This window comes from Brucella anthropi (assembly GCF_046630315.1).
Classification (GTDB): Bacteria; Pseudomonadota; Alphaproteobacteria; order Rhizobiales; family Rhizobiaceae; genus Brucella; species Brucella anthropi_A.
In genome coordinates this window covers 131,625-146,700 of the sequence record NZ_LQBD01000037.1, presented here as the reverse complement: position 1 = coordinate 146,700, position 15,076 = coordinate 131,625, and the positions used below count along the sequence as shown (strand labels likewise).

The following is a 15,076-nucleotide window of genomic DNA, read 5'->3' as shown; positions in this document are numbered from 1 at the left end:
TCAGGGACGAACCTTGTTGCGGATTGCGTTCAGATCCTCGGTGCTCATGCCGAATGCGGTCGGAACCGTGATCTTGCCTTCGGAAATCTCGTCGGAAGCCTTCTTGATGGCATCCTTCATGTCCTGCGTGGCCATGCTTGCCATGTTGCCGTCCTCCACAATGCCGACAGCGCCTTCCTTGAGGCCAAGCGCTTCGGCCTTGCCGAAGGGCAGGTCGCCCGCCTTGAAGCGCTCATAGGCCTGAAGAAGGCTGACATCGACATTCTTCAGGACGGAGCTGACAACCTGCTTGGCAATGGCCGGGTCGCTGTCCTTGAAGATCGCTTCCTGATCGGAATCGACGCCGAGCACATATTTGCCGGTTTCCTTCGCCGCCGAAAGCTGGCCGAGGCCGGTCTGCGAGGCGACGACGAAGCCGAGCGAAACGCCCGAACGATATTGCGCGAGGCCCAGTTCCTTGCCCTTTGCGGCATCCATGAACGAACCGGCATAGGAAATGGCGATCTTGGCATCGGGCATCACGGATTGCGCACCCGCAATATAGCCGACGAGGAAATCGTTGATGACGGGAATGTCCATGCCGCCGAGAAAGCCCAGATTCTTGCCCGTATCGCCAAGCTTGCCTTCCTTCAGCAGCGAAGCCGCCAGCATGCCGCCGAGATAGGAACCCTCGTTCTGCTTGTACTGGATGGAATAGACATTGTCATAGCCGCCTTCTTCATAAGGCACGCTCGCATCATAGAGAATGTATTTCTTATCCGGATATTGCTGGGCGACCGAGCCGACGGTTTCCGCCATCTGGTAGGTGCCGCCGATGATCAGGTCCCAGTCCTGTTCCGACGCATCGAGAAACACCGGCTCCCATTTGGTCGGATCGTCGCCGATTTCGAGAATCTTCGTCTCGACCTCGTCGCCATATTTGTCCTTGATCATCTTCATGCCCTTGGCGGCGCTGTCGAAGAACGACTTGTCGCCAAGCGCGCCGTTGATGATGAGCAGGATCTTGTCCTGGGCCTCGGCCGCCGTGGCGAAGGTGCCCATCGCCGTCGATGCGGCAAGGGCAAAGGCAAGGTGGATTATTCCCCGTCTGGTGGATTTGATCACAACAGAACTCCATTATTGTAGCGTTATATAGAGATGGTTCTTCTGCTTTGGAGTGTTTCCCGCCCCAGAACCCCATACCTGAAGAGGGATCAAACGCTGATGGCGGGTGGGAGTCAATCGCCAAACTTTTTGCCCGCTGTGGACAAAGCAAGTCTGTGACGCGCAGCGCTGATAAAGCTGTCGTTTATTTCAACAAAGCCTGATCGGAACGAGGTTTTTGTCGGAAAGCTGCTTACGCATAGCCGCTCGATATTGTAGCTTGCCCGCAAATCGTCCGGGAAAATCGATGGAACGGGGCAGGCCTTGGGAAAAGCGGCAATAGGCGCATTACTGGGAATTATGGTGACGGCCCCCGCGCTGGCTGAAGACGGCTGGAAGGCCGTCGAGGAGGTCAAGACCTACGCCATTGCCGGGAAAACCGGCCCGGAACTCTATGAGTCCATCGGCGAGCGCGGCCCGAAGATCGGCGGCGGCAAAACCCGCGTCATCGCCCATACCAGCTATGTGCTGACCTGGGACCGGCAGTTCGACCGTTCCAACAATGCCTGCACGATCCTGTCGGCCACGCCGAAGCTGAAGATCACCTATACGCTGCCGAAACCGTCGCAAAAGCTGGAATCCCCGGTGAAGGAACATTGGGAGAGGTTTTCTGAGGGCATTCGCAAGCACGAGCTTGTGCATGGCGACCATGCGAGAGACATGACGCGCGAGATCGTGCGCCGCACCGTCGGCCTGTCGGTTGAAAACGATCCCAAATGCCAGAAGATGCGCAAGGTGCTCATCAAGGAAATCACCGATATGGTGGGCGTGCAGCGCGCTCGGGGCCGCGCCTTCGACAGGATAGAGATGGGCAATGGCGGCAATGTTCACCAGCTCATTCTGGCGCTGGTCAATGGCGGCTGATGGTCCCGGCATCGAGGCCATGCAGCCGCATGGCGGCAGGGCCGTTTCAGGATCGGTGACGCGCTATTGCAAAATCGTTTATTAAAAATATTGGTATTGTTGACAATATTTTGGGCGCGTGTTTAGCTGAATATATCCTTTCTCCATTGAAAGAGAGAAAGGCAAGGATAAGCGGGGGAAATTGAAATGCTCGATAGATGCGCAGTTGTTAGAAGCCTGTTCCTGAAGTCGTCCTGCGCGGCTGCGAATGGCTGTCTGTCTGCGCCGGTTTCCCAGGCTGCGGACAGGAATTGAAGATCGGTTTGTCGGTCAGGTCGATCAACCGATCGGCCTGAGCAGCCCGAAGCAGGGGAGGGGGTACTTCTGCTTCGGGCTTCCCAACCGTCATGAACTGTCGCGAGGTTGCGGCTCTGCTGAAGGCGGGCCCGATCCTTCGCAGGGGGAGCCAGTTTTCATGGAATGTGCGATAAGCGGCGGGCCGCATCCGGATGCGCAATATAAACCGGCCTCTCCGGGGCTGGCGCTGATCCCGCTTCTGTCCGGTGAAACGCCGCGCCCGCGTTCTTTCATGCAAGATACAATACCCGGTCGCGCGTTGCGCGCGCTTGCCCGGTACCGCGTGGCCGCGCGGTCGATGGGCATGAATGCCGACCCTTATTCCACGCCGGGCTTCGCGCCGGGGGCAATGCTTGCGGGCACGGTCAGTGGTTTGACGGTCGCCATTACCGGCGTCAATTCCATGCCCGATGGCTTCCCCGGCAGGCAATGCCGGGGAAGGCGCAAACGCGCGCCGACACAATAAAGCGTGTCGCATTTTATCGTAGTCATACGACACGCTTTAAGTTTTTGTTTTCCTGCATGTCTTTATCCCATCGTAGCGGGATCAGAAATCAGTCCAGTGGACTGATTTCCCCGCGAAGGCGGTTCCCACTTTTGGGAGACATGCATTAGGGGACGGGCTGTGACGCTCCATTGAAGCGCCATGCCGCCATCTGCACCAAGAATGAATATTTCGCTGGTTCGAGAACATGGACATACTTGTCATCAACCCGAATACGACTGCATCGATGACGCACAAGATCGGCGCGGCCGCGCGCAGCGTGGCGCGTACCGACACGACCATCATCGCGACCAACCCGCCCGATGGGCCGCCCAGTATCGAAGGTTATTTCGACGAGGTCTTTGCGATTCCGGGCCTGATCGGGGAAATCCGCAAACATCCCGCCGCCGATGCCTGCGTGATTGCCTGTTTCGACGATACCGGCCTCGATGCGGCGCGCTGCACCGGCACCATGCCGGTGATCGGGATCGGCGAGGCGGCTTTTCATATGGCAAGTCTCATTGCCGGAAAATTCAGCGTCGTCACGACATTGTCGCGCTCGGTGCCGGCCATCGAGCACAATCTCGCCCGCTATGGGCTGGCGTCGCGTTGCGCGCGGGTCCGTGCGAGCGATGTTGCCGTGCTCGACCTCGAAACCCCCGGATCGGATGCCCGCTGCAAGATTTCCAACGAAATCGCAAAAGCGATCGGGGAAGACCGCGCCGAGGCGATCGTGCTTGGATGCGCGGGCATGGCCGACCTTGCCGCCTCGCTGTCGCGGGAACATGGCCTGCCGGTCATCGACGGGGTGACGTGCGCGGTGAAGCTATGCGAGGGGCTTGTCGATCTTGGCTTGAAGACGTCGAAGCTGGGGGGCTATCAGCTTCCGCGCATGAAGGGTTTTCAGGGAATTTTTGAAGCTTTTTCGCCCACAATCTGATGAAACGCGCAAAACAAGCCCTGGAAAGGCCCTGGAAAGGCAATGGAAAGGCGTTGGCCTGCGTGATTTTGGCGGCGTTTGTGCATTGGAGTGCGCGACATTGTTGACACTCGCCGGAGCAGTGTTCGATATGTAAGCGAATGGATATTGAATAGCCAAATATTGCCTCTCACGATCTTGCCCGCCATTTGAACAGATTCTACTGGATGACGATGAACCTGGCCGATACGAACATGACAGATCAGAATGGCGGCGGAAATGCGCGCTGGCTTCCGGTCTACAGGGGGCTGCGCGATGCGGTGATTGGCCATAAGCTTCTCCCCGGCACGAAGCTGCCGGAGGACGAACTGGCATCGATCTATGCGGTCAGCCGCGCATTTGTGCGCTCGGCCTTGCAGGCGCTTGCGCAAGACAGGCTTGTGCGGCTCGAACCCAATCGCGGTGCTTTCGTGGCCGAACCCTCACCGGAGGAAGCGCGCGAAGTGTTTGAGGCGCGCCTGCTGATAGAGCCGGAAGTGGCAGCACTGGCCGCGAAAGTCATCAAGCCGAAGCAGGTCCGGCAATTGCGCCAGCATCTCAACGACGAGCATGAAGCGCTTCATGCCGGGCGCGACAGCGAGGCGATCATGCTCTCCGCGCTGTTTCACACGCATGTGGCCGAAATTTCGGGCCATTCGATCCTTGCGGGTTTCGTGGGGGATCTGCTGCCGCGCTCCTCGCTCATCATTTCGCTCTATTGGGAACGGCGGGAGACGACCTGCCAGAGCGATGCGCATCATGCGCTGGTCGATGCGATGGAGAAGCACAGGAGCGAGGATGCCGCCGCCCTGATGAAGACCCATATTCTCGATCTTCTGGCGGGCCTCAATCTGGCGCGTGTCGAAAAAGACCAGAAACGCCTGTCCGACATCCTGCGGTAAGTGCCCTCAGTCATCGCCCATGGTCCAGACTGCGGCCCCGGCGAGCATTCCGGCGCCCGCCGCCGACAGGAGCAGCCGTTCGCCCGGCTGAAACGGCCGTGATTGCGCGGCCAGCGACAGCGACAGCGGTATCGTCGCCGCTGATGAATTTCCGAACGCGCTAATCGTTCCGGCGGCGATGGAGCGGGGCACTCCAAGCTGGTCGCAGACCGTGTCGATGATCCGCGCATTGGCCTGATGCGGAAAGAACCTGTCCACAGCGGCGGGCGTGAGCCGCGCCTGTTCCAGCGCATCGCTCGCGCAATGCGTCATCAGGCGCACGGCCTGCGCGAAGACGGCTTTTCCATCCGGCATGGTCATTTTCGTGTCGCCCGTGGGAATGGATATCAGGCCGTAATTTTCGCCATCGGACAGGAGTGCCGATCCACGCAGTCCAGCCTGCGGGTCGGCGGATGGCGCAAGCAGGACGGCCCCGGCGGCATCGGCAAAAAGAATGGCCGTGTTGCGCGCCTTCCTGTCGATGCGGCGGCTCAATATATTGGCGGCGACCACCAGAACCGGCTTGCCGGTCGTTTTGACAAAACCGTCTGCCAGCACAAGCGCATAGAGAAAGCCTGAACAGGCGCCCGCCAGATCGATCGCGCCGCAGTTTTTGAGCCCCAGCTTGTGGGCGAGAAGCGGCGCGGAAGGCGGCAGAAGATGGTCGGGCGTGGATGTGGCAAGAATGACAAGCCCGACCGTGTGGCGCAAAGGACCGGCATTATCGAGCGCCATTCTCCCGGCCTTCATGGCCATGTCCGTCAGGGTTTCGCCGGGGGCCGCCCACCGCCTTTCGCGGATGCCGGTGCGCCTTTCGATCCAGCCGGATTCCAGCCCGAGCCGCTGTTCCAGTTCGGCATTTGCAACCCGGCGCTCCGGCGCATAATGACCAAAGCCCGCCATGCGGCTTGCGCTCTTCATCGCGCCGCCATCCCGATCCTGTCGGCTGCCGCATCGATGGCATCATAGGCAAGGTCCAGATCGGCAGGCGTCACGCAATAGGGCGGCATCAGATAGATCACATTGCCGAGCGGGCGCAGAAGCACCCCCCGTTCGCGGAAAAAGGCTTTCAGTTTCGGTCCCGCATCGGAAAGATAGCCGGTTTCTTCGACAGCTAGATCAAGGGCGGCAATCGTGCCCTGCTGGCGCAGATTGGTGAAACGGGGGTCGTCCTGAAAGCGGGCAAGCCTTTCCGTATGTTGGCGCGCCAGTGCCGCGATGCGGTTGGCGACGGGTTCGGTCTGCCAGATTTCGATATTGGCGCACGCGGCGGCGCAGGCAATCGGATTGGCCGTGTAGGAACTGGAATGGAAGAAGGTGCGGCTGCGATCGGTCGAGAAATGCGCGTCGAAGATTTCAGCCGTGCCAAGCGTCGCCGCCAGCGGCAGCGCGCCGCCGGTAATGCCCTTGGACAGGCACAGAATATCCGGCGTGACGGACGCCTGTTCGCAGGCAAAAAGAGTGCCGGTGCGTCCCCATCCCGTCATTACTTCATCGGCGATCATCAGCGTTCCATAGCGGCGCGTGATCCGCCAAAACTCCGACAGGAGATGCGCGGGATAGATTTTCATTCCGCCTGCCCCCAGCACCAATGGCTCTATTAACAGGGCGGCAACATCGCCCCTGCGGCAGAACCGCTCCAGCGCGTCGAGCGTTTCCTGTTCTCGTCCCGCGGATGGAAACGGGATGGTGTCGACCTCAAACAGCAGGGGTTCATAAGCCGCGTTGAACACGCCGCGCGCGCCGGTGGACATGGTGCCGATCGTATCGCCGTGATAGCTGTGCTCCATCACCACGATGCGCGAACGCGGTTCTTTTCGGTTGTGAAAAAAACCGAGCGCCATCTTGATCGCCACCTCGACCGCCGTGGAGCCGCTGTCGGAATAGAAGACGTGGGCAAGGCCCGGCGGCGCAAGCCCGACCAGCCCCCGCGCCAGCCTTTCCGCCGGTTCGTGGGTGAACTCGGCAAAGATGATCTGGTCGAAGCGTTCCAGCGCATCGCGGATTGCCGTCATGATCGTCGGGTGTCGGTGCCCATGGGTAATCACCCACCATGACGATATGGCGTCCAGCACCGACCGGCCGGTTTCATCGTGCAGATAGGCGCCCTCGGTTTTGACGATCCTGCGGAAAGCCGGTTCGGTGGCGTGCTGGGTGAAGGGATGCCAGACAGGAGAAGAATGCCCGGTCATGCGGAAGCCTCGTTAAAAGCGTTCATGTCGAAATGTTCGCGAAAGGCGCGGCGAAGCCCGTCCCGGTCAAGCTTTGCCAGAGGCGGCAACCGGCCCAGCCTGCGCACGCCGCTCATGTCCGGGATGATCTGTTCGGTGTCAGGTTGCGGTTCGCCGATAAAGGCGATGCCGAGTACGGGAATATTGCGCCGGCTCAATGCCTCAAGCGAAAGCAATGTGTGGTTGATGGTTCCAAGGCCGGTCCTTGCACAGAGGATGACCGGCTTTCGCCAGCGCGCAAAAACATCGATGAATGTCGTGCGGCGCGTCAGCGGGACATGCAACCCGCCTGCTCCTTCGATCACCAGAGGCGCATCGAGCACCGGCACTTCCAGCGCGTCCGCATCGATTTCCACGCCGTCGATCCGGGCCGCAAGATGCGGCGAAGCCGGTGTTTTCAGCCGCCAGGCTTCGGGGATGATCCGATGGCGCGAAAGCCCGGCCAGCCTTGCCACGGTTTGGCTGTCGGTCGCCTCGTCCAGCCCCGATTGCACCGGCTTCCAGTAACAGGCATCGAGCGCACCGGCCAGCGCCGCGGAAAAGACGGTCTTACCGATACCCGTATCGGTGCCGGTAACAATGAAAGTGCGGTTCATATTGTTTCCTCTGCCATGATGACGGCAAGGCGCTCGAACATGCGCGCTATTGTGGGTTCATCGACATTGAGCGTGATGGTGATGCGCAGGCGTGCCGTGCCGGAGGGCACTGTCGGCGGGCGGATGGCGCGTATGTCGAAGCCCTCGGCCTGCAAGCGGCGCGCGATGCGCAAGGCGCGTTCGGCATCGCCGATGATGAGCGGCAATATCTGCGTTCCGCTGCTGGGCCTGCCGAAATGCCCGGCGAAGCGCGCATTGGCGAAGGCGACAAGCCGGTGCAGCTCATGCCGCCTATGGTCTTCCGCCGCCATGGTTTTCAGCGCCAGCCGTGTCGCCATGAGCTGCAAGGGGGAGGGCGCGGTGGAATAGATGAAGGGCCGCGCGCGGTTGACGAGATAATCACGCAGGACCGGATCTGCCGCAACCAGCCCGCCGGCGCTGCCCATGGCCTTGCCGCAGGTGTGGAGCACAAGCACATTCGGCCTGCCTTCCAGCCCCGCCGCAAAACCGCGCCCGTCCGGCCCGTGCACGCCTGTGGCATGGGCTTCGTCGATGAAGAGAAAGGCATCGTGGCGGTCGGCGATTTCAACAAGATCGGAGAGCGGCGCGCAGTCTCCATCCATCGAATAGAGGCTTTCCACCACAATCCATGGCGTGCCGCTTCCCCCCTTGTTGCGCCATGTGCGGATCGCCGTGTCGAAGGCTTCCGCATCATTGTGCGGGATGGAGACGATGGCGGCCTTTCCGGCCCGCATGCCCTCATGCGCGCTGGCATGGATCAGCGCGTCATGGGCGATCAGGTCGCCACGTTGCGGCAAGGTCGAGAGAACGCCAAGATTTGCCGCATAGCCGGTGCTGAAATAGAGCATCGACGGCGCGCGAAAACAGGCGGCGGCTTCAGCTTCCAGAAGCGTGTGTTGCGGATGGTTGCCGCGCAGCAGCCGTGAGCCGCCCGCCCCGCTGGCAAGGCCGTCCTTGAGCGCGTCGATCAATGCCTCGCGGATCGGCGGCGCGGCGGCAAGGCCCAGATAGTCGTTCGAACTGAAATCCGCGCCGCGATGATCCGAAAGCCTGCGCAGATGCCCGCGCCGCTCAAGGTTTTTCAGCCTGGCGGCATAGCGGGCCAATGGATCGGCGTTCATGCACCCGCATCCACGGTATCGGCGGTCAGGCCAAGCCGCCGCATGAGGCTCGTGTCACGGTCTTCGCCCGGATTGGCGGCGGTCAGCAGCGTGTCGCCGATAAAGATCGAATTTGCGCCCGCGAAAAAGCAGAGCGCCTGCATTTCATCGCTCATCGCATTGCGCCCGGCCGTCAGCCGCACATGCGATTGCGGCATCATCAGGCGGGCAAGCGCGATGATGCGCACAAAGGCGATTGGATCGACGGCTAAGGCTTTTTCCAGCCGCGAGCCGGGCATCGGGATCAGCATGTTGATCGGCACGCTTTCGGGCGGGGTTGGCAGATTTGCCAGCGTCACCAGCATGTCGATGCGGTCGTCCTCGGTTTCTCCAAGGCCGAGAATCCCGCCGCTGCAAACCTTGATGCCCGCCTCCCGCACATGGGCGAGCGTTTCCAGCCGGTCATCGAAACTGCGCGTCGTGATGACCTGCGGGTAAAACCGCTCCGACGTATCGATATTGTGGTTGTAGTAATCGAGGCCGGCTTCGGCAAAGGTCTGCGCCTGATCCGGGCTCAACATGCCGAGCGTCATGCAGGTTTCCAGCCCGAGCGCCTTCACCTTTCTGACCATCTCGACAATCGCCGGTTCGTCGCGCGGCTTCGGGCTGCGCCAGGCGGCACCCATGCAATAGCGCGTCGCGCCGCTATCCTTTGCCTTCTGCGCTTCGTTGAGAACCGTATCGAGATCCATCAGTTTCGAGGCTTTCAGGCCCGAGGCATGATGCGCCGACTGGCTGCAATAACCGCAATCTTCGGGGCAGCCGCCGGTCTTGATGTTGAGCAGCTTGCTGAGCTGGACGCGGTTCGGGTCGAAATTGGCGCGGTGAAGGCTCTGCGCCTCGAAAAGAAGGTCGTTGAACGGAAGATCATAGAGCAGGCGGGCTCTGGCAAGCGTCCACGCGCCTTCTCCGGATTTGCGTTCCTGCGCGGATATGCGCCGTTCATGTTCTATGGGCCGGGCGCCCGACCCGCCTCCTTCATGGCGCGCGCACCCTTCGTCCGATCTGCGCCCATTGTCGGGCGCATGCCGTTCGTCCGGTTGAACCCCGTCCTCGGGCAGGCGTCCCCCATCCCGTGCGGGCGGCATCTCTCCTGCATTTTCACCCACCCGTTTCACCTGGTTCAACATATCGCCTCCATTTTATCTATAAAAATAGAAAGAATCTATGAAACAAAGGGTATTATTGAGCGACTTCTAGATTCAAGTGAAATTTTTATAGATAATTATGGTGCGTGTTGATTGGGTATTGCCGGTTTTGCCGCGTGGTTGCGCCAGAACGGAAAAGCCGCGATCAGATATACGCAGCTTCCTGAACAGGCAGGCAAGAACAGGCCGATTGCATGCAGCCATATGAAAGTCTTGCATGCAATGCTCGGTTGTCCTGAAAGTTTATAATGAATTTTATCTCATATATTCTTATATATAATCGGGGTATTGACATTGTTTTGTTTTGTGAAAGATTGATGGTAACGATCCTAAGTATAAAATGTAATACTAATATAAATATCGCTCACAATAAGATATCGGATATATTCCATGTGTTTGATGTGTAATCCGGCAGCGGCGACCTTGATGAACATTACGCGCCGCAACCTTCTCAAGGGTATGGGGGCAGCGGGGCTTGCGGCGGCAATGCCGTTCAGGGCGGAAAGCGCCAGCGCGGACCCTGGCGAGATCATATTCTTCGGCGGACCAATTCTGACCATGGAGGCGGACCAGCCTGAGGTCGAGGCTGTTGCCGTTGCAGACGGTGTCATCCGCGCTGTCGGCTCGAAAGACAAGCTGCTTGCACAAAAGTCCGCGAACGCCCAGCTTGTCGATCTGCGGGGACGCACACTTTTGCCCGGCTTCATCGAACCGCATATGCACACGATCTTTGCCTATTTCGAAGACTGGATCGATATGGGCCCGTTCGTGAACAGCTCTTTTGACGAAGCCATCGGCCGGTTGCGTGCGGCAGCCAAGCTTGCCAAGCCCGGCGAATGGGTGCGGGGATGGCAGTACGACCCCGCCATCACGCCGGGCGCACAGCCGATCGGGATGGAACTGCTCGACGATATCGCGCCGGATAATCCATTGTTCATCCTTGAAGGCAATGGCCATGTCACCTATGCCAACAGCAGGGCGTTCGAACTGGCAGGCATAACGCAGGATACCGCCAACCCGCCGGAGGGGCGTTACCTGCACGATGCAGTCGGCAAATTGTCGGGACGGATGGAAGAATATCCAGCCTTCGTTCCGTTTGTCGACAAGATGCCGCCGGTTGCTCCGCCGGAAATGGAGCGTCGTGTCCGGGCATTGTTCGACAGGGGCGCAAGCAACGGCTGTACCGCAATGATGGATTGCGGGCTGGGGCTTCTCATGGGCGAGCAGGACGTCCGCACGATCCAGGGCGTGGTGGCGAATGATGCGCCGGTACGCGTGCGTGGGGCGCTTGCTTCCACCATGTATGACAAATGGGTCGAACTTGGTTTCACCCCCGGTCATGGCGACGATCTCTTTCGTCTGAACGCGATGAAGGCCTGGGTGGATGGGTCCAATCAGGCCCGCACCGGCTATATGCGCGAGCCCTACATGAACTCCAGCGGACGCGGTGAACTGAACTACCCGCTGGACAAACTGAAATCAACGCTGACCCGTGCGCATAAGGACGGATGGCAGATTTGCGTTCATGCGAATGGCGATGCCGGCATTGATAACGCCCTGGAAGCCTATGCGGCGGCGCTGGAAGCCGCGCCTCGCGCTGATCACCGCCATCGCATCGAGCATTGTTCGATCATGCATGACGAACAGATTCAAAAAATTGGCGATCTGGCTTTGTCTCCCTCCTTTCTGATCGGCCATGTCGAATATTGGGGGGAGGCTTTCCGTGACGTCATTCTGGGGCCGGAGCGGGCCAACCTGCTCGACCGCTGCGGGTCGGCGCTGAAAGCCAATCTGAAGATCAGCCTTCATTCCGATTACAATGTCACCCCGATCAAGCCGCTGCAACATATCCAGACGGCGGTAACTCGTGTCATGCGCACGAATGGAGAAATTCTCAATCCGGATGAAAGGATATCGGTCGAAGCCGCCATTCGCGCGGTGACCATCGATGCGGCATGGCAGTGCCATATGGATGAGCTGACGGGAAGCATCAAGGCGGGCAAGGCGGCTGATTTCGTCATATTGGAGGATAATCCCATGACGGTTGCGCCCGACCAGATCAGCCAGATCAAGGTCAGTGAAACATGGCTGGATGGCAAGCGGCGTTTTTCGGCTAACCCGTAAGTTGAGGCATGTCTGCGCCGCCTTGCCTGGGGGGGGCGACGGCGGCAGGACCGACGTGCAGATGGCATAATATCAGATTGGGGTATCAGTCAGGAGAACCGGTTTCACCGCGAAGCCGGTTCTCCCTTTTCCGGGGCTTGCCAGAGAACCTGTTCCAATCAGTCGCCCCCCGTGTGGCTGCAAATGGCAATTTATCTCAAGTTCCGGTGCTCACGCAGCTTTCTCAGACGCTTGGTCTTATCCGAAAAGTCTGCAACTTTTCGGGACTATGCTTGGAATTATGCTCCGCTCCGGTAGTCGAAAATCGCCATTTTCGCGCACACATGCCGCTTTTTGATTGAGGCTCTAACGGCTGAAATTGCGCCCGTCTGCCCTTTTTGCGAAACGCAGGACGATGAAACCGGCAAGGCCAGCCAGGAGCGAACCGATCAATATTCCGATTTTCGCTTCGTTTTGCAGCAGGACATCGTCAAAGGCGAGAAGCGAGATGAACAGGCTCATGGTGAAGCCGATGCCGCACAGAAGCGTCGTGCCCAGCATCTGGGTCCAGCTTGCGCCGGCCGGCAAGTCGACGATCCTGCTTTTCACCAGGAGCAGCACCGCGCCGAAAATGCCGACAAGCTTACCGACCGCAAGGCCCGCGGCGACGCCCACCGTCACAGGCGCAAAGAGCGCATCCATGCCAAGGCCGGAAAAGCTGACACCTGCATTGGCAAAACCGAATATCGGCACGATGACGAACGAAACCGGCTTTATCAGGCTGTGTTCCAGCCGATGCAGCGGGCTTTCGGCATGTGTCGCTTCAGGCTTTGCAGGCGTGCGCTTGATTGGAATGGTCAGCGCCAGCAAAACGCCGGCGATGGTTGCGTGGACGCCGGAGCGATAGGTGAAGAACCACAGGATCAGGCCCAGCAGCAGATAGGGCGTCAACCGTTTCACGCCGGTCAGGTTCAGCGCCACCAGCGCAGCGACGACAGCCGCCGCCAGGCCCAGATCCATCATTGAAACGCCGCTCGTATAAAAAAGCCCGATGACGATCACCGCACCAAGATCATCGATGATGGCAAGGGCTGCGAGAAACACTTTCAGCGATGTGGGAACTCTCGGCCCCAGCAAGGAAATAACACCGAGCGCAAAGGCAATATCGGTCGCAGCCGGGATCGCCCAGCCATGGGAAGCGCCGCTGTTCAGATTGAAGGCGAGATAGACCAGAGCAGGCACGGCCATGCCCGCGGCCGCCGCGACCCCCGGCAGAATGCGGCGCGGCCAGGAGGACAGATGGCCGTCGACCATCTCGCGCTTGATTTCCAGCCCGACCATCAGGAAAAACACCGCCATCAGCGCGTCATTGACCCAATGCTGGACCGAAAGCGGACCGAGATAGGCATGCATGGCGCCGAAATAGGCTTCGGAAAGCTGCGAGTTGGCCACCAGCAAAGCCAGCGCGGCCGAAGCGATCAGCAGAAGCCCGCCCGACGACTCGCTATCAAGAAAATTGCGAATGGTATTTTGAATGCGACCGGCCATGGCAGCTCCCCGACAGAAACGGTTAAAAACAGTCTCCGTATTCAGGGCCGTCCCTGGGCGCACGCAGCACACGCCATAGAGCCAAAATAGCGATGAATCTCACGGTTTCAAGTCATTTATGAAATTATAGGCCACCTTTTGAAAGGGAGCGTCACGCTCTATTCTGTATAAAGTAAAATCTGAATTTCACCGCCGATTTTTATGCCCGATTGGAAAATCATATATCACATTGCATGCAATATATTTATGGGAAAACATGTTTTGTTCTTTCTCCTGTATTTCGTTTTGCTTGCCATTTCATCATGTTTCACCGGATGAGGCCGGAAGTGGATCGAGCGCTTGACAAGCCGCGCCCGGCTTTCCATGCTCCGCGACACAATTTGAACAAAATCATCCAGGGAACGGAGAACAGTTATGACAATGGGAAAGTTCACCCGGCGCGGTGTGGTGGCGGCGTTTGCAGGGATTGTTGCAATCGGGGCCAGCATTGCCTTTGCGCAGGCTCCGGCCTTCTTCCGCATCGGCACGGGGGGAACGGCGGGCACCTATTACCCGATCGGCGGGTTGATCGCCAATGCGATTTCAGGCGCAGGAGACAAGGGCGTGCCCGGTCTGGTCGCCACCGCGGTTTCGTCGAATGGCTCGGTCGCCAACATCAACGCCATCCAGTCGGGAGCGCTGGAATCGGGCTTCACCCAATCGGATGTGGCTTATTGGGCGCATACGGGGACGGGGCTTTACGATGGCAAGGGCAAGGTTGAAGATCTGCGCCTGATCGCCACGCTTTACCCTGAAACCATTCACCTGGTCGCGCGCAAGGATGCGGGCATCAAATCCGTTGCCGATCTCAAGGGAAAGCGCGTTTCCATCGATGAGCCGGGCTCGGGTACGATCGTCGATGCGCGCATCGTTCTGGAAGCCTATGGATTGAGCGAGAATGACGTCAAGGCCGAACATTTGAAGCCGGGGCCTGCGGGCGAGCGCCTCAAGGACGGCGCTCTCGACGCCTATTTCTTCGTCGGCGGCTATCCGACCGGCGCAATCTCGGAACTGGCGACATCGAACGGCATTGCGCTGGTTCCGATTTCCGGCCCGCAAGCACAGAAGATTCTGGAAAAATACTCGTTCTTCTCCAAGGACACGGTACCGGCCGATACCTACAAGGATGTCGGCGAAACCGAGACGCTGGCCGTCGCGGCGCAATGGGTCACGAATGCCAAGCAGCCTGACGAACTCGTCTACAACATCACCAAGACGCTGTTCAACGATGACAGCAGAAAAGCGCTCGATGCCGGACACGCAAAGGGCAAGCTCATCAAGCTGGATACGGCAACGACCAGCCTTGGCATTCCGCTGCATCCCGGCGCGGAACGCTTCTACAAGGAAGCGGGCGTTCTGAAATAAGCCGCCGGTCCCGGTTCGCATAATCAAGATATGCACGCATGCACGGAGTTTCCGGCGAAGCTCCGTGCATGTGTTTCCGGGTCGGCTCGGCGCCGGAAACGCTTTCGGATCAAGACATGCATGAAGCAAATGGATGGAG

Annotated in this window: 13 protein-coding genes; 6 read left to right on the top strand and 7 right to left on the bottom strand. The window is 59.2% G+C overall.

The features are described from left to right. On the bottom strand, nt 1-1,104 hold the full coding sequence (locus tag AVM02_RS17460) for a BMP family ABC transporter substrate-binding protein (RefSeq protein WP_411508179.1): 1,104 nt from the start codon (nt 1,102-1,104) through the stop codon (nt 1-3). A 339-nt stretch (nt 1,105-1,443) separates the two neighbouring features. Between AVM02_RS17460 and AVM02_RS17455 the strand changes: the two genes are divergently transcribed. The 4 genes from AVM02_RS17455 (at nt 1,444) to AVM02_RS17440 (ending at nt 4,687) form a co-directional block, all read left to right on the top strand. Next, nucleotides 1,444-2,007: a DUF922 domain-containing Zn-dependent protease gene (locus tag AVM02_RS17455; RefSeq protein ID WP_411508178.1), complete on the top strand. Its 564-nt coding sequence runs from the start codon at nt 1,444-1,446 to the stop codon at nt 2,005-2,007. 454 nt (nt 2,008-2,461) lie between these two features. After that, nucleotides 2,462-2,809 carry a hypothetical protein gene (locus tag AVM02_RS17450; RefSeq protein ID WP_411508177.1) on the top strand — a complete coding sequence of 116 codons (348 nt, stop codon included), beginning with the start codon at nt 2,462-2,464 and terminating at the stop codon, nt 2,807-2,809. 226 nt (nt 2,810-3,035) lie between these two features. After that, the gene (locus AVM02_RS17445) at nt 3,036-3,767 is read left to right on the top strand and encodes an aspartate/glutamate racemase family protein (protein ID WP_411508176.1); all 732 of its coding nucleotides are present in this window, start codon (nt 3,036-3,038) and stop codon (nt 3,765-3,767) included. A 212-nt stretch (nt 3,768-3,979) separates the two neighbouring features. Beyond that, entirely contained in the window at nt 3,980-4,687 is a 708-nt protein-coding gene (locus tag AVM02_RS17440; RefSeq protein WP_411508213.1) for a GntR family transcriptional regulator, read from the top strand. A 6-nt stretch (nt 4,688-4,693) separates the two neighbouring features. Here the strand turns inward: AVM02_RS17440 and AVM02_RS17435 are convergent, their stop codons facing one another. From AVM02_RS17435 to bioB, 5 genes are read right to left on the bottom strand one after another with little or no spacing between them, the layout of a single operon-like run. After that, nucleotides 4,694-5,647: a beta-ketoacyl-ACP synthase III gene (locus tag AVM02_RS17435; protein WP_411508175.1), complete on the bottom strand. Its 954-nt coding sequence runs from the start codon at nt 5,645-5,647 to the stop codon at nt 4,694-4,696. Then, complete coding sequence (locus tag AVM02_RS17430; protein WP_411508174.1) at nt 5,644-6,918, bottom strand: adenosylmethionine--8-amino-7-oxononanoate transaminase; 1,275 nt, start codon at nt 6,916-6,918, stop codon at nt 5,644-5,646. The genes AVM02_RS17435 and AVM02_RS17430 overlap by 4 nt, the downstream gene beginning before the upstream one ends. Then, nucleotides 6,915-7,553, bottom strand: coding sequence for a dethiobiotin synthase (gene bioD, locus AVM02_RS17425; RefSeq protein WP_411508173.1), 639 nt, complete (start codon nt 7,551-7,553; stop codon nt 6,915-6,917). Before bioD ends, AVM02_RS17430 begins: the two co-directional genes overlap by 4 nt. Beyond that, the gene (locus AVM02_RS17420; RefSeq protein WP_411508172.1) at nt 7,550-8,695 is read right to left on the bottom strand and encodes an 8-amino-7-oxononanoate synthase; all 1,146 of its coding nucleotides are present in this window, start codon (nt 8,693-8,695) and stop codon (nt 7,550-7,552) included. The genes bioD and AVM02_RS17420 overlap by 4 nt, the downstream gene beginning before the upstream one ends. After that, complete coding sequence (gene bioB / locus AVM02_RS17415; RefSeq protein WP_411508171.1) at nt 8,692-9,864, bottom strand: biotin synthase BioB; 1,173 nt, start codon at nt 9,862-9,864, stop codon at nt 8,692-8,694. Before bioB ends, AVM02_RS17420 begins: the two co-directional genes overlap by 4 nt. A gap of 408 nt (nt 9,865-10,272) precedes the next feature. Here bioB and AVM02_RS17410 point away from each other — a divergent pair, with 408 nt between their 5' ends. Then, the gene (locus AVM02_RS17410) at nt 10,273-12,006 is read left to right on the top strand and encodes an amidohydrolase (protein WP_411508170.1); all 1,734 of its coding nucleotides are present in this window, start codon (nt 10,273-10,275) and stop codon (nt 12,004-12,006) included. A gap of 345 nt (nt 12,007-12,351) precedes the next feature. Here AVM02_RS17410 and nhaA read toward each other — a convergent pair whose 3' ends face one another. Then, entirely contained in the window at nt 12,352-13,533 is a 1,182-nt protein-coding gene (gene nhaA, locus AVM02_RS17405; RefSeq protein WP_411508169.1) for a Na+/H+ antiporter NhaA, read from the bottom strand. Nucleotides 13,534-13,947: 414 nt separating this feature from the next. Between nhaA and AVM02_RS17400 the strand changes: the two genes are divergently transcribed. After that, complete coding sequence (locus tag AVM02_RS17400) at nt 13,948-14,937, top strand: TAXI family TRAP transporter solute-binding subunit (protein ID WP_411508168.1); 990 nt, start codon at nt 13,948-13,950, stop codon at nt 14,935-14,937. Nucleotides 14,938-15,076 lie beyond the last annotated feature (139 nt).